General features: G+C 70.9%; 18 protein-coding genes. 8 read left to right on the top strand and 10 right to left on the bottom strand.

The window, feature by feature from the left end; genetic code table 11:
• Positions 1–38 precede the first annotated feature (38 nt).
• Positions 39–857: a phytanoyl-CoA dioxygenase family protein gene (locus tag FH608_RS29185; protein ID WP_139633817.1), complete on the top strand. Its 819-nt coding sequence runs from the start codon at positions 39–41 to the stop codon at positions 855–857.
• Between the two features lie 287 nt (positions 858–1,144).
• On the opposite strand, the gene FH608_RS29180 is transcribed toward FH608_RS29185, so the two are convergent.
• A complete protein-coding gene (locus FH608_RS29180) occupies positions 1,145–1,885 on the bottom strand; it encodes an SDR family NAD(P)-dependent oxidoreductase (RefSeq protein WP_139633816.1) in 741 nt (246 codons plus the stop codon).
• Between the two features lie 70 nt (positions 1,886–1,955).
• Here FH608_RS29180 and FH608_RS29175 point away from each other — a divergent pair, with 70 nt between their 5' ends.
• Positions 1,956–2,840 carry a LysR family transcriptional regulator gene (locus FH608_RS29175; protein WP_139633815.1) on the top strand — a complete coding sequence of 295 codons (885 nt, stop codon included), beginning with the start codon at positions 1,956–1,958 and terminating at the stop codon, positions 2,838–2,840.
• 1 nt (position 2,841) lies between these two features.
• On the opposite strand, the gene FH608_RS51705 is transcribed toward FH608_RS29175, so the two are convergent.
• Positions 2,842–3,879 carry a helix-turn-helix transcriptional regulator gene (locus FH608_RS51705; RefSeq protein ID WP_193318685.1) on the bottom strand — a complete coding sequence of 346 codons (1,038 nt, stop codon included), beginning with the start codon at positions 3,877–3,879 and terminating at the stop codon, positions 2,842–2,844.
• 63 nt (positions 3,880–3,942) lie between these two features.
• Between FH608_RS51705 and FH608_RS29160 the strand changes: the two genes are divergently transcribed.
• The gene (locus FH608_RS29160) at positions 3,943–5,088 is read left to right on the top strand and encodes an epoxide hydrolase family protein (protein WP_139633813.1); all 1,146 of its coding nucleotides are present in this window, start codon (positions 3,943–3,945) and stop codon (positions 5,086–5,088) included.
• A 70-nt stretch (positions 5,089–5,158) separates the two neighbouring features.
• On the opposite strand, the gene FH608_RS29155 is transcribed toward FH608_RS29160, so the two are convergent.
• Entirely contained in the window at positions 5,159–5,731 is a 573-nt protein-coding gene (locus tag FH608_RS29155; protein WP_139633812.1) for a TetR/AcrR family transcriptional regulator, read from the bottom strand.
• 71 nt (positions 5,732–5,802) lie between these two features.
• On the opposite strand from FH608_RS29155, the gene FH608_RS29150 reads away from it, so the two are divergent.
• Entirely contained in the window at positions 5,803–6,375 is a 573-nt protein-coding gene (locus FH608_RS29150) for a dihydrofolate reductase family protein (RefSeq protein WP_139633811.1), read from the top strand.
• Positions 6,376–6,417: 42 nt separating this feature from the next.
• On the opposite strand, the gene FH608_RS29145 is transcribed toward FH608_RS29150, so the two are convergent.
• The gene (locus FH608_RS29145; protein WP_139633810.1) at positions 6,418–6,711 is read right to left on the bottom strand and encodes a hypothetical protein; all 294 of its coding nucleotides are present in this window, start codon (positions 6,709–6,711) and stop codon (positions 6,418–6,420) included.
• Between FH608_RS29145 and FH608_RS29140 the strand changes: the two genes are divergently transcribed.
• Positions 6,683–7,435 (top strand): alpha/beta fold hydrolase, encoded by a 753-nt coding sequence (locus FH608_RS29140; RefSeq protein WP_139633809.1) that lies wholly within the window; start codon positions 6,683–6,685, stop codon positions 7,433–7,435. The two genes, FH608_RS29145 and FH608_RS29140, sit on opposite strands and share 29 nt — an antisense overlap.
• A complete protein-coding gene (locus FH608_RS29135) occupies positions 7,422–7,877 on the top strand; it encodes a MarR family winged helix-turn-helix transcriptional regulator (RefSeq protein WP_139633808.1) in 456 nt (151 codons plus the stop codon). Before FH608_RS29140 ends, FH608_RS29135 begins: the two co-directional genes overlap by 14 nt.
• Positions 7,878–7,972: 95 nt before the next feature.
• Here the strand turns inward: FH608_RS29135 and FH608_RS29130 are convergent, their stop codons facing one another.
• The 6 genes from FH608_RS29130 to FH608_RS29105 form a co-directional block, all read right to left on the bottom strand.
• A complete protein-coding gene (locus tag FH608_RS29130) occupies positions 7,973–8,953 on the bottom strand; it encodes a threonine ammonia-lyase (protein WP_139633807.1) in 981 nt (326 codons plus the stop codon).
• Positions 8,954–9,095: 142 nt separating this feature from the next.
• Positions 9,096–11,510, bottom strand: coding sequence for an alpha-N-acetylglucosaminidase (locus FH608_RS29125; RefSeq protein ID WP_193318684.1), 2,415 nt, complete (start codon positions 11,508–11,510; stop codon positions 9,096–9,098).
• 33 nt (positions 11,511–11,543) lie between these two features.
• Positions 11,544–12,845: an ABC transporter substrate-binding protein gene (locus FH608_RS29120; protein WP_139633805.1), complete on the bottom strand. Its 1,302-nt coding sequence runs from the start codon at positions 12,843–12,845 to the stop codon at positions 11,544–11,546.
• A 24-nt stretch (positions 12,846–12,869) separates the two neighbouring features.
• Positions 12,870–13,706 (bottom strand): carbohydrate ABC transporter permease, encoded by an 837-nt coding sequence (locus FH608_RS29115; RefSeq protein WP_139633804.1) that lies wholly within the window; start codon positions 13,704–13,706, stop codon positions 12,870–12,872.
• Positions 13,707–13,713: 7 nt separating this feature from the next.
• Entirely contained in the window at positions 13,714–14,664 is a 951-nt protein-coding gene (locus FH608_RS29110) for a carbohydrate ABC transporter permease (RefSeq protein WP_139633803.1), read from the bottom strand.
• A 147-nt stretch (positions 14,665–14,811) separates the two neighbouring features.
• Complete coding sequence (locus FH608_RS29105; RefSeq protein ID WP_193318683.1) at positions 14,812–16,608, bottom strand: DUF6528 family protein; 1,797 nt, start codon at positions 16,606–16,608, stop codon at positions 14,812–14,814.
• A 124-nt stretch (positions 16,609–16,732) separates the two neighbouring features.
• Between FH608_RS29105 and FH608_RS29100 the strand changes: the two genes are divergently transcribed.
• A complete protein-coding gene (locus FH608_RS29100) occupies positions 16,733–17,464 on the top strand; it encodes an HAD family hydrolase (protein WP_139633801.1) in 732 nt (243 codons plus the stop codon).
• Between the two features lie 131 nt (positions 17,465–17,595).
• Entirely contained in the window at positions 17,596–18,210 is a 615-nt protein-coding gene (locus FH608_RS29095) for a DUF1989 domain-containing protein (RefSeq protein ID WP_139633800.1), read from the top strand.
• Positions 18,211–18,235 lie beyond the last annotated feature (25 nt).

Genomic DNA, 18,235 nt, shown 5'->3' with positions numbered 1-18,235 from the left:
GCGTGGCCGCACAGCCAGGTAACGGACACGCTGGTCACATGACGATCACCCATCCTGACCTGCGATCCGGCTACGCCCTCGACGACGCCGCGCGACGGCACTTCGACGACAACGGCTTCGTGAAGCTACCCGGCGTCCTCGACCCCCGGACGATCGCGGCCTACGAAAAGGAGATCACCTCCAAGGTCATCGAGCTCAACACCCAGCACCTCCCCCTGGAGGAACGCGACACCTACGGCAAGGCGTTCCTCCAGGTCTCCAACCTGTGGCAGCACAGCGACCTCGTACGCGAGTTCGTCTTCTCCCCGCGCCTGGCCCGGATCGCCGCCGAACTCCTCGGCACCGACGGCGTCCGGCTCTACCACGACCAGGCCCTGTACAAAGAGCCCGGCGGCGGCATCACCCCCTGGCACGCCGACCAGTACTACTGGCCCCTGGCCACCGACCGCACCGTGACCGTCTGGATCCCCCTCCAGGAAACCCCGGCCGAAATGGGGCCCCTGGCCTTCGCCGCCGGCAGCCACCGCTTCGAGCACGGCCGCGACCTGCCCATCAGCGACGAATCCGAACGCGCTCTCCAGCAGGCACTCGCCGAGCGGAACTTCCCGCACTTCCAGACCCCCTACCGGCTCGGCGAGGTCAGCTACCACCTCGGGTGGACCTTCCACCACGCCGCGCCGAACCGCTCGGCCATCCCCCGCAGGGTCATGACCGTGATCTACATGGACGCCGACATCACCGTCGCCCACCCCGTCAACGACAACCAACGATCCGACCTGCGCACCTGGATGCCCGGAGCCGAGATCGGGGCGGTCCCGGACACGCCGCTCAACCCGGTCCTGTATCGCGCGGGGTGAACCGCTCGCCAGGACACGGACCATGCCGCTGCGCTCCGCCGGGGATCTGGCGGGCTTTCGAGCGACCGACCTGGATTCCGGCGGGATTCCGGCGGCTCAGGCAGCGGCCTGTCGTGCCATGCTCCGTCCGGTGAGTTGTGCGGGGGCGCTGCGGACGTGCTGCCGACGCCCGCCTCATGGGCACCGGCCGCGTCGACCTCGCGTATCGCCCCCGATCGGGAGGCGTGTTGGTGCCCGCCCGCCGGAGAGCTGCCCGAGGGGGTGCGGTCCCCGGCCGAGCGCGGGCGTCACCAGGCGATAGGGCCCTGGTCGTCGGCGAAGGTGCCGGTCGGGCCGTCCGGGCCGAGTGTCGCCATGCGGACGGCGATCGCGGCCCCCTGCTCGGCGGTACGGTCGCCGGTGAACCCGTTGCCCTCCGTCGCGGTGTGCCCCGGGCAGACGGCGTTGACGAGGATCCCGTGCGGGCGCAGGTGCTTGGCGTACTGAAGGGTGACGGCGTTGACCGCGGCCTTGCTCGGCGGGTAGCCCAGCAGGGGCGGCAGGCCGGCGAACTCGCCGTCCGGCGTGGCCATGGCGGTCAGCGAGCCGGCCCGCCCTGACACGTTCACCACCCGCCCGGCCGGCGAGCGCAGCAGCAGGGGCAGCATCGCCTCGGTCACCGCGATCACGCCGAAGAGGTTCGTCTCGAACACCCGCCGGACCTCGGCCGGCACGTCCGTGCCGGCGCCGGGGATCTGCCGCCTGTCCCCGGTGATCCCGGCGTTGTTGACCAGGACGTCCAGCCGGCCGTGCCGGGCGGTGATCTCTTCGGCGGCCGCCGCGACGGTGTCGGCGGCAGTGACGTCAAGGGCGATCCCGTGCGCATCGCCTCCGGCGGCACGCAACCGTTCGACCGCCGCCTCCCGTCGCCGCGCGTCGCGCGCGCCGACGTACACCGTCATGCCCTTGCCGGCCAGCCCTGCCGCGATGGCGTGACCGATTCCCTGGCCGGCACCGGTGACCAGGGCGATCGTCTCCATGTTCGTCATGGCTCAAGCTCATCAGCCACCGCCGAGCGGAACCAACACCGATCGGATCGGGCACCTATACCCTGAAGGTATGGAATCGCGGGAGCTGGCCTACTTCGTCGCAGTCGCCGAGGAGCGGAACTTCAGCCGGGCGGCCGTCCGGCTCGGCATCGCCCAGCCGCCGCTGTCGCGGGCGGTCCAACGCCTGGAACGCCGGCTCGGCGTCCGGCTGCTGGAGCGCACCAGCCGCCAGGTGTCGTTGACCCATGCCGGCGAGGTGCTGCTGGAGGAGGGCCGCAAGGCGCTCACGTCGCTGGCGGCGGCCGAGCGGCTGGCGCGGCGCGCCGGGCAGGCGACGGCGCGGCTGACGGTGGTGACGAAGCCGGGCGGCGACGCCGGCCTGCTCGAACCCCTCCTGGCCCGTTTCGCCGCCCACCCCGACGCGGTCGACGTCGAGGTGCTGATCTGCGGCATCGGCGAGGAGAAGGCCCTGCTGCGCGACGGAACCGCGGACGTCGCGCTGCTGCGCCTGCCGCAGGACGACCTGTCGGGCCTGGCCATCGAGGAACTGCTGACCGAGCGCGAGATGGTGGTGCTGCCGCGCGCCCACCGGCTCGCCGGCCGCGCGTCGATCCGCATGGCCGACCTGTCCGGCGAGACCTTCCCGCGCTGGACCGCGGCGTCGCCGGGCAGCGGGCCGGTCATCAGGGACACCGGGCAGGTGGCCGAGCTGATCGCGCTCGGCCGGATCATCGCCGTGCTGCCCGAGTCGGTCGCCCGTCAGCTCGGCCGCGGCCTGGTCGCCGTCCCGCTCGACGGCCACCGGACGACCCTGCACGCCGCCTGGCCCGAGGAACGGCGCGACCGCGCGCTGGCCGCGTTCGTCCGCACCGCCGCCGACACCGCCGCCGACACCGCCGCCGACGCCGCCGCCGGCGGGGCCGTGTCTGACGATCGCTGCCTGCGTACGGGCTGATCTACTTCCCGGGATCGGTGCCCCGGGGACGGCCTGAACCGCCGGCCCTGGAGGAGCCGGCCAGGCGGCTCACACTGCTCGCGGACGATACGGCGGCGGCGGTGGCCAGGCGGGCGGACAGGGCGCGGATGCGGTCGACGAGCTCGGGCGGCTCGTGCACCTCGAAGTCGACGTCCATCAGGGCGACCCAGACGGCGAGCTCGTCGAGGTCGTTCGCACCGCTGGACAGCACGCACGTCCGCTCGTCGATCGGCTCGATCGTCCCCGTCGTGGCCGGCATGTGCTCGGCCACGACCTCGGCCGGGGCGTGCATCGTGAAGCGGCCCTGGTACCGGTAGGGCGCGCTGGAGATCGACCGGGACATGTAGGCCGCCAGGTCGGAGTCGGGAAGGTCGCGGGGGACGAACCGCGCTCCGTTCGGCGTCCGCAGGCTCAGGCGGTCGACCCGGTAGGTGCGCCAGTCGTCCCGCCCGGTGTCCCAGCCCAGCAGGTACCAGTGCCGCCCCGAATGGATGAGCCGGTACGGCTCCGCGGCGCGCACGCTCTCCTGCCCCTCGTGCGTCCGGTAGTCGAACCGCAGGGTCTCGTGGTCGCGGCAGGCGGCGGCGATCGCGGCCAGCGACGCCGGGTCGACCGTCGAACCCGCCCGCCCCATGGGCACGGTCATCGACCGCAGCGCGCGTACGCGATGCCGGAGCCGGGACGGCAGCACCCGTTCCAGCTTGGCCAGCGCCCGCACGGAGGTCTCCTCGATCCCCGACACCGAGCCCCCGGCCGCCGTCCGCAGCCCCACCGCGACCGCCACCGCCTCATCGTCGTCCAGCAGCAGCGGCGGCAGGTCCGTGCCCGCGCCGAGCCGGTAGCCGGGCACTCCGGCGGTGGCGTGCACGGGATAGCCGAGCTCGCGCAGCCGCCCGACGTCACGGCGTACGGTCCGCGCGGTCACGCCGAGCCGCTCCGCCAGCTCCACGCCCGACCACTCCCGGTGCGCCTGCAGGAGCGAGAGCAGCCTGAGCAACCGGGCCGATGTCTGCACCATGCCCTCCAGATTGCCCCAGCGCTAGGACCGCTCCTGTCCTAACCCGTCCCTAGCGTGTTTCCCATGACGTTCACCACGGGGATCAGCCCGTTCCGCATCGATGTCCCGCAGTCCGCGCTCGACGACCTGCACGACCGGCTGGCGCGCACCCGCTGGCCCGACGAGCTGCCCGGCGTCGGCTGGACGTACGGCATCCCCGTCCCGTACGTGCGGCGGCTGGCCGAGTACTGGCGCGACGCGTACGACTGGCGAGAGCACGAGGCGGCGCTCAACGAGTACCCGCAGTTCACCACCGAGATCGACGGACAGAACATCCACTTCCTGCACGTGCGCTCCCCCGAGCCGGACGCGCTCCCCCTGGTCCTCACCCACGGCTGGCCCGGCTCGGTCGTCGAGTTCACGAAGGTCATCGGCCCGCTCACCGACCCCCGCGCGCACGGCGGCGACCCCGCCGACGCCTTCCACGTCGTCGCGCCGTCCATCCCCGGCTTCGGCTTCTCCGGCCCCACCCGCGAGACCGGCTGGGACCTGCGCCGGGTCGCCCGCGCGTGGGCCGACCTGATGAGCCGCCTCGGCTACGAGCGCTACGGCGCCCAGGGCGGCGACAGCGGCTCGGTCATCTCCCCCGAGCTCGGCCGCGTCGCCCCCGACCGGGTGGCCGGCGTGCACGTCAACGGCGCGCTCGGCTTCCCCACCTTCGACCCGGCCGAGATGGAGGGCCTCACGGAGGCCGAGCAGGCCCGCATGCGGCAGTACGCCGACGACGACCGCTCCGGCTACGCGATCATCCAGGCCACCCGGCCGCAGACCGTCGCCTTCGGCCTGCACGACTCCCCGGCCGCGCAGCTGGCCTGGATCGCGGAGAAGTTCAAGGAGTGGACCGACCCCGCGCACGACCTGCCCGAGGACGCCGTCGACCTGGACCAGATGCTCACCGACGTGACGGTCTACTGGCTGACCGGCACCGCCGCCTCATCCGCCCGCCTCTACAAGGAGGGCTCGGCCCAATGGGGAACGCCGGTCGAGCGCTCGGAGGTCCCGCACGGGGTCGCGGTCTTCCCCGGCGACGGCGGGATCCGGCGGATCGCGGAGCGCGAGCACAACGTGATCCACTGGTCGGAGTTCGACCGGGGCGGCCACTTCGCCGCCATGGAGGCCCCCGACCTGCTGGTCGGCGACGTCCGGGCGTTCTTCCGGCAGGTCCGCTGACCGCGTGCCTCATGTGTGCGGGGGCTGATCCGGCCCGCCATGTCACGTTCTGGTCGTACGTCGCAACGTGTCAGCCGTTCAGCGATCTCCGTACGGCGGCGTCCACCAGTTCGTGAACCTCCCGCTCGGTGAAGATGTCGGGCAGGGTCAGCCGCTCCACGATGAGCCAGTTCAGCGCGAGGTAGAGGAGCACCACCGAGGTCGAGTCGCCGGGCAGGCCCGAGGCGGCGTGGTGGCCGATGTTGGCGTCGATGTCCTCGCGGATGCGCTTGGTCAGCACGGCGCGCAGCTCGGGACGCCGGGTGGACTCCAGCCGGAGCTCCAGCAGGGCCAGGTAGCCGGAGTTGAACGCGGAGACCCGATCCACCAGCTCGTGCATGATCTCGGCGTAGCGGGCCTGGTCCTGCACGCCCTCCCGGCTCTGGGCGATCGTGGCCTCGTCGGGCAGCAACCGCTCGTAGATGCGCCCGCCGACCTGGGTGAACAGGTCGTCACGGCTGGCGAAGTAGTTGGAGGCCGTGCCCGGGGGCACGCCCGCCTCCGCGTCGACGGCGCGGAAGGTCAGCCCCCTCGCCCCCTGGCCGGCCAGCACCTCGATGGCCGCGTCGATCAGCGCCTGCCGGCGCTCGGGATTCGTCCGCATTGACACCACTCCACATGTAGTACTAATCTCAAACCACTTCAATCAGAGTACTACATATGGAGTTGATCGGTATGCGAAAGCTGGTGTACTACGTCGGCGTCTCACTCGACGGCTACATCGCGGGCCCCGACGCCGAATTCGACTTCTACCCGCTGTCGGACCAGATGGCCGCCTGGATCAACGAGCGCTACCCCGAGACGCTGCCCACCCACGTCCGCAGGCTCGTCGGCCTCGACGGCGTGCCCAACAAGGCCTTCGACACCCTGGTGATGGGCCGCGGCACGTACTTGCCCGCCCTCGACGTCCCCACCACCAGCCCGTACGCCCACCTGCGCCAGTACGTCCTGTCCAGCACGCTGAAGATCGACGACCCCACGGTGCGGGTGGAGACCGGCGACGCGATCGAGCTGGTCCGGCGGCTGAAGGCCGAGGACACCGGCATGGACATCTACCTGTGCGGCGGCGGCAAGCTCGCCGCCTCCCTGCTGCCGGAGATCGACGAGATCATCCTCAAGAGCTACCCCGTCGTGGCCGGCGCGGGCATCCCCATGTTCTCCGGGCGGTTCCGCCCCACCCTGTTCGCCCCCACCCGGCGCGAGTCCTTCGACAACGGCGCCCAGGTCACCTGGCTCGCCAGGGCGTAACACCACAAGCCGGCTCGACGGAGCGCCAACCGCCCGCCCTTCCTACGCCGTCCCGAGCCTGCGACAGAGCCCGTGACCGAGATCTTCGGACGCGGGCTCGGCGCGGAAGTCCGCCACCGCCTGCGGCTCGCGGCCATCGAGCCAGGTCGACAGGGTGCCCTGCCGCACAGGAGAAGCCGACCCGGGCGGCAGCCGACGGCCTGGGAACCGCCCGTAACCGTGGATCTCCTCGTCCAGGCGCATCGGTCGCCGGACGGGGCCATCGAAGTTATTTGACACGACATATATGTCGTGTAATCTAATTTCCATGACGAACCAACCGACGCTGGTCTTCATCCCCTGCTTCTCCGGCGCCCCCTGGGACCTGGAGCAGCTCACCCCGCTGGCCCACCGGCCCCGACGCACCTTCCGCCTCCCCGAGAACGTGGACGACATGGAGGCCTACGCCGACGCCGCCGCGGCCCACATCGCGGACCTGGACGATTATGTGCTGGTCGGCGACTCCTTCGGAGCGAACATCGCGCTGGCGCTGGCCGTCCGCCGACCGGCCGGGCTCCGCGGCCTGGTGATGTCCGGCGGTTTCGCCGCCAACCCGATCTCCTCACCACTCTGGAAGGCCGCCATGCGGCTCATGGGCAGGCTGCGCGGCGGCCCCTACCGGCAGCTGGTGCTGCGCGCGCACGCCCACCGGCTGGCCTCACCGCACGATCGCGAGGGCCAGATCCCCTGGAGCGAGGCCGACAGCCGCCACCTGTTCCTGACCAACACCCCGGCCACCTCCTTCGGAGCCCGCCTCACCGCTGCCTTGGACGCCGATTACACTGATCGTCTGGACAAGGTGGCGGTCCCCACTCTGATCATCACGCCGTCACACGACAAGCTGATCGGCGAGGAGGCGGCCGAGATCATGCGTGCCGGGATCCCGGGCGCCCGCGAGATCGTGCTGGAAGGGACCGGTCACATGTTCCGCTTCTCCCATCCCGTCACCTACGGCCGAGCCGTCGAGACGTTCCTGGCCGAAAGGGTCGACGAGCCCGAGGTGGCCGGTGCGGCCCGCTGAGCAGCTCCGCTACCTGATCCTGGCCGCGCAGCGGGAGGGCAACCGGCTGCTCGGCCAGGCCCTGCGGCCGCTCGGCGTCACGCCCTCCCAGGCCGAGGTCATCCGCGTCCTTCAGGATCGCGGTCCCCTGACGCTCAACGGCCTGGGCGAGCTGCTCGTCTGCGAGAGCGGCACCAGCCCGAGCCGGCTCGTCGAACGGCTCGTCGCCGCCGGCCTGGTCAAGCGCGAGGTGGCCACCCACGATCGCCGCCACATCGAGGTGTCCCTGACCGCGGAAGGAGCCGAGCTCGGCCGAGAGATCATCAAGATCGAGGACGACCTCTACCGGTCGATCGACGCCGCGGCCGACGGGCACGATCTCGAGCCCGTCTTCGGATTTCTCCGTACCTTCGTCGCCGATCTGCCCGCGGGACAGGCCCTGGCCCGCCGCGCCCGCCGCTGACCACCCGTCCCGCCGGTGCGGTGCGGCCTCCCTGCCTGACCGGCACGGCACCAGCGCCCGGTCCGCTCGCAGTGACGCCCTCGCCGCTCCCCCGGTCACCCTCGTACGGTGGGAGCCGTACCGACCCAGCCGTGATAGGCGTCCATGTCGACGTTGCTGCCGCACACGACGGTGACCACGTGCCGGCCGGCGAAGCGGTCACGGTCTTCGAGGATCGCCGCGATGCCGAGCGCGGCCGACGGTTCGACGACGAGGCCGGCGTGGTCGAGGAGCGCCCGCATGCCGGCGATGATCGACGCCTCCTGGACCAGGACGACGTCGTCGGCGACCAGGAGGAGGTCGTCCAGGACGGCCGGGATGGGGCGTCGGCCGGCGACGCCGTCGGCGATGGTGTCGGTCGAGTCGGTGGTGACGACGCGCCGTTCGCGCCAGGAGAGCGTCATCGCCGGTGCGCCCAGCGGCTGGACGCAGATCACCTCGACGCCGGGCGCCAGGGCCTTCACCACGTGACCCACACCGGTGGCCATCGCCCCGCCGCCGAGAGCGATCAGGACGGTGTCGAACGACGGCGCGGCGTCCACCAGTTCCAGGCCGATGGTCGCCGCGCCCTCGCAGGTCTCGATGTCCAGGCTGTCTTCGACCAGCCGGATGCCGTGGTGCCGCGCGATGGCCGCCGCCCGCTCGCGGGCCATGTCGAAGTCGCCGTCCACCAGCTCCAGCCTGGCGCCCAGCGCGCGGATGCGGTCGAGCTTGGCCGCGGGCGCGAAGCGGGATGCCACGACGGTGACGTCGAGCCCCCGGCCGCGACCGGACCAGGCGAGGGCTTGGCCGAGATTGCCCGCGCTGGCGCACACCACGGCTCGCCGGCCGTTCTCGGCGAGCAGGCTCGCCACCAGCTCGGTGCCGCGGCCCTTGAAGCTGCGGACCGGATTCGCCGTTTCGAGCTTGATGCTCACCGTGCACCCGAGATCGGGCTCCAGCGCTTCGCAGCGGTAGAACGGGGTGTCGAGAAAGATCGGATCGATCACCCGGCAAGCCGCCCGGATCCGAGCGAGGTCGAGGCGCGTTTCCTGCACGGCAAGGCAGCCTATCGCGGGAGGGACAACGGTTGATCAAACCCGGTTCCCCCTGGTTCCGCCGGGAGGCGCCGGCCCGTGCGAAGCGCGCGTGGAAACGGACGCCGTCACAACCTGCGGCGTGTGTCAGAGGCGGGCAACGCTAGCTGGGGAGTGACATGCGGGCTCGACGGACGTGGGTGGTGAGGCTCGACGGGTCGACGTAGACGGCGACCTCGACGGTCCCGGTGCGCGTGTGCGGCAGCTCCCATCTCAGTTCGCGCGTCTCACCCGGGTCGAGAACGCCGCCGAGGTTCAGCAGCGGAGGGGCCGCCGGGCGGATCAGCCGGGCCCGGTCGAGCCGGACGTCAACGTTTCCCCTGTTGGCGACGGCCGCCGTGATCGTCGTCCCTTCCGCCCGGTGCTCGGCCGTGAGCGTGACGGTGACCGGTGGCGGCTCCGACGGGGGCAGCGAGGCCGCGATCGCCTCCGCGACGGCGACCGTGTCGCCCTGCGGCTCGGTGGGCGCGTCGGCCAGCTCCCGCGCCCATTCCCGTTCCCGTTCGAACCAGTCGGTGGTCTCGCGGCGCTCGCGCAGCGCGTCGAAGAACCGTGTCCAGCGCTTCGCGTAGAAGCCGGTCATCAGGCCGGCGGCGTGCCGGGCGGCGTAGTCGTGCAGCTCATCCGTCGGGGCGGTGTCGCCCCAGGTCGTGACGAGCGTCGTGATGTCGTCGACGCCTTCGCGCCCGGCGGTCGCGGCCGCCTGGGCCAGCCAGGTGCCCAGCAGGAACTCGGCGCGGGTGCCCAGGATCGCGTCGCACTGCCCGATCATCCGGAGGAACCACGCCGCGAGCCGGTCCACCGCCGCGGCGTCCCCGGCGTCACTGGCCTCGCGGATCCGCGCCAGGAGCCATCGGCTCCGGTTCGACAGCACCTGGACCGTGGTGTCCACGAGGTCGTGCCGGTAGGGCTCGGACCCGCCCGCGCGCGGCGCGGCCTCGACGAGCTCACGCCATCCCGCCTCGAACGCGTCCACGTCGTACGGCACGATTCGGGGGCGCCACTCGATCGCCCGCTCCAGGTCGAGCGCGGGCCGCGCGACGAAGAGGGAGTCGGGGCCCGCGTTTGTCCCGTCGATGTCGTCGCCGATGTGCTGGCCGTACGCGGTGCGCACGAAGGCGTGCCAGGCGCGGATCGCCGGCTCGGCGTCGGTGCCGTAGCGTCGCCGGACGTAGCCGGCGATCCAGTCGTCCAGATCGATCTCGGCGTCGTGCCAGATCGCGTCGGCCAGCAGGTCGTCGACGACCGGATTGCTCTCGAGGCTCTCCGCCGCCTGGACGGTGCCGCACAGGCGTCCGGTGTCCCGCAGGCCGGGCAGGCGGCAGAGCTCGGGCAGCTTGCCGAAGACGTACTGCCGGCCACCCCACGTCGAGATGGTGCCGAACGCCCACGGCGCCCCGCGGAACGCCTCGCGAGACCGCCAGCGCGGGGTGTCGTCCGCGTTGATGTCCAGCACGAGGAGGCGAGACAGGTCCACGCCGGCCAGCAGCTCGTCGGTCGGGTTGGCGCCCCAGGCCTGCACCACCCACGTCGCGTCCGGATGTGCGTCGAGCAGCGCGCCCTGCAGGTTGGCGGCGGCGGCGGAGACGTCCATCCCGTCGGCGATCCCGCCCTCGTGGAGGACGTCCATCGAATAGGCCGTGGACGGTCCGAACCGCTCGTCCTGCAGCCGGTACCAGGCGCCCGCGATGTCGCGGAAGCCGTGAGAGGTCGGATCGATCCAGGTCGGCCGGTCGAAGCCCAGCCACTTCCCCTGCGGCACCGCGGACAGGTCGTCCCGGCCGTCCACGAGCTCCTGCGGCACGAAGCCCGCGAAACCCGGAAGCACCGGCGTGATCTCCAGTTCCCGCATCCGGTCGAGGATGCGGCGCCCCAGGACGGCGCGCTTGCCGAGCAGTTCGGTGGGCTGGCCGCCCGCGTAGCTGTGGAGGTTGCCCATCCACTGCCAGGGCATGTGCCCCGGCATGCTCAGCCAGCCGCGGGCCGCCTCGTCGGAGAAGCCCAGCTCGACCAGCAGGTCGCGGTAGACGATCTCCTGCCCGGTCAGGACGAGCACGTGGGTCGTGCCCGACCAGGCCAGGAAGTCGATCTCGCGCTCCCACTCGGGCCAGTCCCAGTACGACGCGGAGTAGCCGGAGACGGTGTGGTTGTGGGCGAAGCGATGGGTGAGCCGGGTGCGGCGGTGGACGGTCGAGGCCGGGGCCGGGAACAGCTCCGGCAGCCGATCGCCGTGCCGGCTCAGGTGCCCGTGGGCCTCGTGCGAGACGTACCAGCGGACGCCGGCCAGCAGATCGGGCACGCGGGAGCCGGTCACCCGGACCCTGCCGCCGACGTCCTCGATCAGGAACTCACCGCGGAACTCACCACCGGGCTCACCACCGGGCTCACCACCGGGCTCACTGTCGGGCTCACTGTCGGGCCCGCGAGCGACCAGCAGCTCGAAACGGCCGGCGCGGTCTGGTCCGAGCAGTCGTCCAAGGACGTCCTGAGCGGCGTCGGAAGAGGTTTTCGTGGTCACGGACCGGCCTTTCGAAGGGGAGAGCACGGCTGGCTACTTCAGCGCGGCGGTCGCGGCCGCCTCGGCGTTCTTCAGCGCCTCTTCCGGCGTCTGCTTCAGCAGCATGGCCTTCTCGAGCTCGGTGTACAGCGCGGTGCTGACCGCGGCGTACGCCTCGATCGAGGGGCGGCTCTTGGCGTAACTCAGCTCGTCGGCGAACACCTTGATGCGCGGGTTCTCGGCGAGGTACTTCGTCCAGGACGGATCGTCGGCGGTCTTGGTGTTGGTGGGCAGGAAGCCGTTGGCGATGTCCCACTTCGCCTGCACGTCCGGCTTCAGCCAGTACTGCAGGAACGCCCAGGCTCCGTCCTGCTGGGCGGGCGTGCCCCGAAGGATGTAGGAGTTGTTGGAGCCCAGGTTCATGGCCGGCTCACCGATCGGGGGCAGCGGCGCCACCCCGACGTTCTCCTTGCCGAGAGCCTTGTCGAGCACGCCCAGGTTGTAGGCGCCGTTGATCGCCATCGCGGCCTTCTTGGACGTCATCGCGACGGTGTTCCCGTTGTCGCTCGGTGTCTTGAGGCTGGTCGGGTAGGCGGTGCCCTTCTTGATCATGTCCGTCCACGCCTTCAGCGCCGTCACCCCTTCGGGGCTGTTGAACTCGACCTGCGTGTTGTCGGCGTTAATGAACGAGCCGCCGGCGCTCCACAACATGGCCTGCCAGTAGTACGAGGTCCCCTCGCCGTTGCCGATCGGCAGGTACATCCCGTACTGCTCGGTGCCCTTGGTCAGCTTGGCGGCGTCCTCCTGCAACTCGGCCCAGGTGGCCGGCGGCTGCTCGATCCCGGCCGCCTTGAACATCTCCTTGTTGTAGATGAGCGCGAAGTCGCCGCCCTGTGTCGGCAGTGAGTAGACCTGGCCGTTGAAGGTGCCGGTGTCGAGCATGCCCTCGGTGAAGTCGCTCTTCTTCAGCGAGGAATCGGCGGCGTCGAGGTACGTGTCGAGCGGCACGACCGAGCCCATGGCGATGACCTGGCCGAGCCCCTGCGGCTGGCCGTCGTCGAGCACGAGGTTCGGGCCCTGCTTGTTCTTGACGGCGTTGATGAGCTTCGCGTGCGCTTCGGCGCTGGCCGGCTGCACCTCGAGCTCGATCGTGTACTTGTCCTGCGAGGTGTTGAAGGCGTCGATGAGCTGCCTTTTCAGGGGTTCGGTGGCGCCGGTGCTGCCGGCCCAGACGACGATGGTGGTCCGGCCATCGGTCTCGGCGTTGTCGTTGCCGGTCACCGAGCCACCGCAGGCGGTCGCCGTGAGGGCGACGACGGCCACGGCGGCGTACGAGAGGAGGGATCGAGATGTCATGCGTGTTCCCTGAGGGTGAGGGGGTTAGCGAAGCCCGCCGGACATGGCGGTGATGAGCTGCCGTTGGAAGATGAGGAAGACCACGATGACCGGGATGATCGCGAGCGTGGATCCGGCCATGAGCAGGCTGAAGTCCTGGGTGTTGTTCTCGCCCTGCAGCTGGGCGAGCCCGACGGGCAACGTGTAGTACCTGGACTTCGTGGTGACGAGGAACTGGAAGAAGAAGTTGTTCCAGTTGTAGACGAACGAAAGGATCGCGAACGACCCGATCATGGGCCGGGCCATCGGCGTCATGATCGACCAGAGGCGGCGCCAGACGCCGGCGCCGTCGATGCGGCTCGCGTCCTCGATCTCCGTGGGGAACGACTGGAAGAACTGGCGGAACAGGAACGCGCCGAGGATGGACGGCACGTTCGGGATGATCAGGCCCTGATAGCTGTTCAGCCAGCCGAGCTGGGACAGCAGGGTGACCAGGGGTGTGAAGACGACCTCGAAGGGCACCATCAGCGCGGCGAGCAGGACGACGAAGATCACCGTACGGCCCCGGAACCGCATCCGGGAGAAGGCGTAGCCCGCGGCCAGGCTGGTGACGACCTGCCCGAACGTCGCCAGCACCGTGACGATCGTGCTGTTGAGATAGAAGAGGCCGAACGGCGCCACGGCGAAGATGCCGGTGTAGCTGTCGAAGTGCCACTCCTCCGGCAGGAACGTCGGCGGGAACGACAGCGCCTCGCTTGACGACTTGAAGCTCGTCAGAAGCATCCAGACGAACGGGCCGAAGAAGATCACGACGCCGACGAGGAGGGCGGCGTGCCGGGCGATGTGAGGCGCGGCGGTGCGCAGCCGGAGTGCGGGGCTCATGCCCGGCTCACACGAGCTCGACGGCGTCGCGCCGTGAGAGGACTCGAAGCTGGATGACCGACACCACGATGCCGCACAGCAGCAGGAGGACGGCGGCGGCGCTGGCCGAGCCGCCGTCGAAGAACACGAAGCCCTGCTGGTAGACGAAGTACAGGAGCGTCTCCGTGGACTGGAGCGGGCCGCCGCCGGTCAGCACGTACACCTGGGTGAAGACCTGGAGGGCGGAGATGACGCCGGTGACCGCGAGGAAGCCGGTGGTGGGGCCGATGAGCGGGAACGAGATCGAGAAGAACCGCCGGAACGGGCCGGCGCCGTCGAGCTTCGCGGCCTCGTGATAGCTGACCGGGATGTTCGCGAGGGCGGCGGAGTAGATGATCATCGAGTAGCCGACGCCCTGCCAGATCGAGAAGACCATGACGGAGAGCAGGGCCCATGGCTCCGTGGTGAGGAAGCCGATCGGGGCGATGCCCAGCTCGCTGAGCACGTAGTTGACGACGCCACCGAGGGGCGACAAGAGGTAGCCGAAGACCAGGGCGGTGCCGACCACCGGCGCGATGTGCGGCACGAAGATCAGCGCGCGGTAGATCCCGCGGCCCCGGAACGGCGTCGCCAGCAGGGCGGCGAAGAACAGCCCGACGGCCATGGTGCAGGGCACCACCACGGCCACGTAGATCGCGGTGTTGGCCGTGGCCCGCAGGAATTCGGGGTTGCGCAGGAGGTCGGCGTAGTTCGCCAGCCCGACGAGCGAATCGGCGATGCCGGTGGCCGGGTTCCAGTTCGTGAAGCTGTAGTAGACGGTCTGGGCGAGCGGAAACAGGTAGAAGACGATGAGCAGGATGGTCGTCGGCGCGATGAGCAGGTAGCCCGCGCCGCCTTCGCGCCGCTGCGAGGCCGTCACCGGGGTGGGGGTTCGCCTCCTTGCCCGCACGGCGACGGACACGGCTGCTTTGTCGGACATGGCACCTTCCCTATCGATCGCCAGACAAAAATTTCAATATCGATTGGCGACCAGTGCAATTTTTTCCACCAACGTTGTTCGTCTGTTCAGAAAGGGACGCCGACCGGATCAGGTGCCGTCGGCCGAGAACCGGCGCGCCCGTACGGATCACGTGCTGTCAGGCGAGAACCAGCGCGCCCGGTAGATCTGCGCGCCGGGCAGCGTCCTCGATTCGCGGTGGGTGTCGCCGACGAAGAAGTCGACCTGGTCGGTACACCAGTCGCTCTCGTTGCCGGGCTTGGGCGTTGTCTGCAGGACGGCACCCGACCGGCGGTCGGTGCCGACGCTCTTGACGTTGGGCCGGTCGAGTGCGGTGCCCTGGGGAGGCCCCGCGACGAACTCGCCGGCGACGGTGTCGAACTGGTAGACCCCGTGAACCGTCGTCACCCAGAGCCGCCCGGGATCGCCGGCGACCGGCTGCAGATCGTGGCCGCCCTCGGTCGGAAGGTCGTGGCTCGCGCGGCGCCGCAGCGTCGGGGACGCCGGGGAGCCGCCCACGTCATACGCCACGAGGAGGTCGTCCCCGACCGCCCAGAGCGTTCGCGTGTCCTCCCGCCACAGCACCTCGTGCGCGCCGGGCAACCGGTCCTCGACATGGCGGTCCGAGCGCGGCCCCTGGCTCGCGGCGTACACCCGGACCCAGCCTCCCGTGCTCGCCGCGGCGGCGACGTTGCCGTCGGGCAGCCGCTCGATGCCGTGCGGATTCGCCGCCGCGCCGGCGTTCACCGACCAGGCCACGGCGCCGCCCTGCGGGTAGCGCACGGCGGCCAGGAGCCCGAACGAGTCCGACACGAGCACGTACTGCTGCCCCGTCGAGGCGTCGCTCCGCAGGCGGGCGTCGGTCGGCAGCCGCCACGACCCCTCCGGATCCTCGACGCCGCTGTCCGCGTCCGGTCGCCACCACCACAGGACGGCCGGCTCCTCCGACCAGTCCCGGCCGGGGTCGAGCACCAGGATGCGCCGGCTGGCCTGCTCCGTGACGACGACCGGGGTCGCCGCGGCGGTGCCGCCCGCTCCGGCCCGGCCGGCCTCATGGTGCCGGGTCCGCTGATCCCTGGGCGGGGTCTGATAGGGCGCGGTCGCCTGTCCGGCGAGATCCAGCAGCCGCGTCGCCTCGCTCGCGCGGTGCTGGGAGACGCGCACGTAGAGGGCGTCGGTCACGAAGAGCTGGGCGTGCCGGCCGGCGGTGCCGCGGTAGCGCGCGGTCGCGCTGCGGGCCGTCGTCACCAGGGTCAGGTCGGCCTCGGTGACCAGCGGCGCGTAGGCGCTGCTCGTGATCCCCGCGGTGAACGCGCCCCGCTCCCTGGCCACCGACAGCAGGTCGAGGGCGTGCTGCGCCGTGCCCGAGTGGCTGATGGCGATCGCCACGTCACCGGGGCCGAGGGTCACGGCGTGGGCGGCCGCGGTCGTCACGTCGGGCGAGGTGAGCGTGATGATGCCGATGCCGACGAGCTGATCGGCGAGGTAACGGGCGATCTGGGCGCTGCCCCCGAAGGCGAAGATCTGCACCTGCCGGGCCTCGTGGACAGCGGCGGCGAGCCGCCCCAGCGCCTCGGTGTCCAGCAGCGTCGCGGTGCGGCGGATGGCGTTGACGCTCGATGCGGCGATCAGGTTGACGGTGTCGCGAGCACTGGCGGAGGGCTCGATCTCGCCCGTGGGATCGGCGTCGAGATCGGCCGCCGCCTGCCCGAGCTCACTGGCGAGCGCCAGCCGGAGCGCGGTGTACCCGTCGAGGCCGATCGCGCGGCAGAAGCGGTTGACGGTGCCCACGGAGGTGCCCGCCGTCTGGGCCAGCTCGACGATCCCCACGCCGGCCGTGAACTCGGGATTGCCCGTCACCACGTCGGCGACTCGGATGAGGGTGGCGGAGAACGTGGGGCGTGCCGCTGCGATCCTCTCGAGCACCGTCGGCACCTGCGCCGTATGCGTCATGCCGCCAGATGCTGTCACGCCCCAGGGCCTTCGTCAATTTTTTCAATTTGCGATAGGTTGCTGGTACTTTTTTCAAACAAGATCGGATGTGTACGGCATGAATCCCCACCGTCCCGCGCCCCCGACCGGCGGCCACGTGGCCCTCCTTGTCGACGTCGGCGGGGTGCTCCTCCTGCCCAACGCCGCGCTCCTGACGCCGGTCATCGCCCGTCACGGCGGCGTCGACACCCCCGAAGGGTTCATCCGCGCGCACTATGCGGCCCACAACGCGGCGTTTCCCAGCCGCGGGAATCCCCTCGGCGACTACTACGAACTCCTCCCCCGCTATGCGGGCGTGCCCAAGGACCGGTGGCGGTCCTGCGCCGAGGACTACCTGGCGATCTCCCGTACGCGCAACATGTGGCACGCGCCGGACCCGGAGTCGAAACGGACGCTTGACGAGATCACGGCCGCGGGGGTGGGCGTCGCCATCGTGTCGCAGGCCGACGGCAAGATCGCGCAGATGCTGCTCGACGCCCGGATGTGCCAGGAGGGCGACGGGCCCGGCGTGTGCGTGGACGCCGTGCTCGACAGCACGATCGTGGGCTTCGACAAACCGGACCCGCGGTTCTTCCGCGCCGCTCTGGACCGCCTCCACGTGGATGCCTCCCAGGCCGTCCACGTCGGGGACACCGTACCGGCCGACGTCCGCGGCGCGCAGGCCGCCGGCATCCGGGCAGTGCACTACGACCCCTACGACGACTGCGACGACCCGGGCGACCACGAGCACATCCGCCGGCTGCGGGAGGTGCGCGCGTTCCTCGCACCTCAGCCGCAGCCGCGCAAGTAGAGCGAGCACGGGTGGAACGAGTCTGAACGGGCCCTTGAAGCGGCGGAGGCTGTGTGTTCGACCAGCCTCCGGGTCGAACACTGGATGAACCTCTATGGTCCTGCGGGGCGGTCCGGTGGTTGCCTTGTGGCATGGAATCCATATCAGCCGCAGGGCGCACGGTCGTCCCCGCACGGGAGGCGCGTGCGGTGCGACTGGCCGCCGGGCAGCGCGTGAGCGTGGTCGACCTCGAAGGGGGCCAGGTCGGCGACGTGTTCGCCTTCGCCGCCGAGGACGTGGCGGAGCACCTCAGCGCCGCCCACACGCGCGCCACGACGAGCCGGCTGTTCCCCGTGGCGGGCGAGCCGTTCGTCACCGACCGGCGGCGGCCGATCCTGACGCTGGTCTCCGACACCTCCCCCGGCCGGCACGACATGCTGATCGCGGCCTGCGATCCGGCCCGGTACGCCAGGCTGGGCGTGACGGGCTCGCATCCTTCGTGCGCGGACAACCTGCGCCGCGCGCTCGCCGCGATGGGGTTGTCCGTCCCCTTCGTCCCCCAGCCGGTCAACGTGTTCATGCACATACCCGTCGGCGAGGACGGGCGGCTCAGCTGGCTGGCCGCCGTCAGCCGTCCGGGGGACGCGATCACGTTCGAGGCGGCCATGGACTGCGTGTTCGTGCTCTCCTCCTGCCCCCAGGATCTCGTCGGGATCAACGGCAGCCGACCGACGTCGCTGGCGATGGACGTCAGCGCCCCGAACTGACCCAACCGTTCACACGCAGGAAGGA

It is taken from the genome of Nonomuraea phyllanthi, assembly GCF_006334985.2.
GTDB classification, from domain to species: Bacteria; Actinomycetota; Actinomycetes; order Streptosporangiales; family Streptosporangiaceae; genus Nonomuraea; species Nonomuraea phyllanthi.
Note: the sequence above shows the minus strand (reverse complement) of the source record. Positions and strands in the feature narration are given on the sequence as shown.

Excerpts from the sequence above, each read along its gene's own strand:
- FH608_RS29150 (WP_139633811.1), top strand. The coding sequence starts at position 5,803 with ATGCGAAAGCTGGTGTACTACGTCGGCGTCTCACTCGACGGCTACATC.
- FH608_RS51705 (WP_193318685.1), bottom strand. The coding sequence starts at position 3,879 with ATGGTGCAGACATCGGCCCGGTTGCTCAGGCTGCTCTCGCTCCTGCAG.
- FH608_RS29185 (WP_139633817.1), top strand. The coding sequence starts at position 39 with ATGACGATCACCCATCCTGACCTGCGATCCGGCTACGCCCTCGACGAC.
- FH608_RS29155 (WP_139633812.1), bottom strand. The coding sequence starts at position 5,731 with ATGCGGACGAATCCCGAGCGCCGGCAGGCGCTGATCGACGCGGCCATC.
- FH608_RS29175 (WP_139633815.1), top strand. The coding sequence starts at position 1,956 with ATGGAATCGCGGGAGCTGGCCTACTTCGTCGCAGTCGCCGAGGAGCGG.
- FH608_RS29100 (WP_139633801.1), top strand. The coding sequence starts at position 16,733 with ATGAATCCCCACCGTCCCGCGCCCCCGACCGGCGGCCACGTGGCCCTC.
- FH608_RS29120 (WP_139633805.1), bottom strand. The coding sequence starts at position 12,845 with ATGACATCTCGATCCCTCCTCTCGTACGCCGCCGTGGCCGTCGTCGCC.
- FH608_RS29160 (WP_139633813.1), top strand. The coding sequence starts at position 3,943 with ATGACGTTCACCACGGGGATCAGCCCGTTCCGCATCGATGTCCCGCAG.
- FH608_RS29140 (WP_139633809.1), top strand. The coding sequence starts at position 6,683 with ATGACGAACCAACCGACGCTGGTCTTCATCCCCTGCTTCTCCGGCGCC.
- FH608_RS29110 (WP_139633803.1), bottom strand. The coding sequence starts at position 14,664 with ATGTCCGACAAAGCAGCCGTGTCCGTCGCCGTGCGGGCAAGGAGGCGA.
- FH608_RS29095 (WP_139633800.1), top strand. The coding sequence starts at position 17,596 with ATGGAATCCATATCAGCCGCAGGGCGCACGGTCGTCCCCGCACGGGAG.
- FH608_RS29115 (WP_139633804.1), bottom strand. The coding sequence starts at position 13,706 with ATGAGCCCCGCACTCCGGCTGCGCACCGCCGCGCCTCACATCGCCCGG.
- FH608_RS29145 (WP_139633810.1), bottom strand. The coding sequence starts at position 6,711 with ATGAAGACCAGCGTCGGTTGGTTCGTCATGGAAATTAGATTACACGAC.
- FH608_RS29180 (WP_139633816.1), bottom strand. The coding sequence starts at position 1,885 with ATGACGAACATGGAGACGATCGCCCTGGTCACCGGTGCCGGCCAGGGA.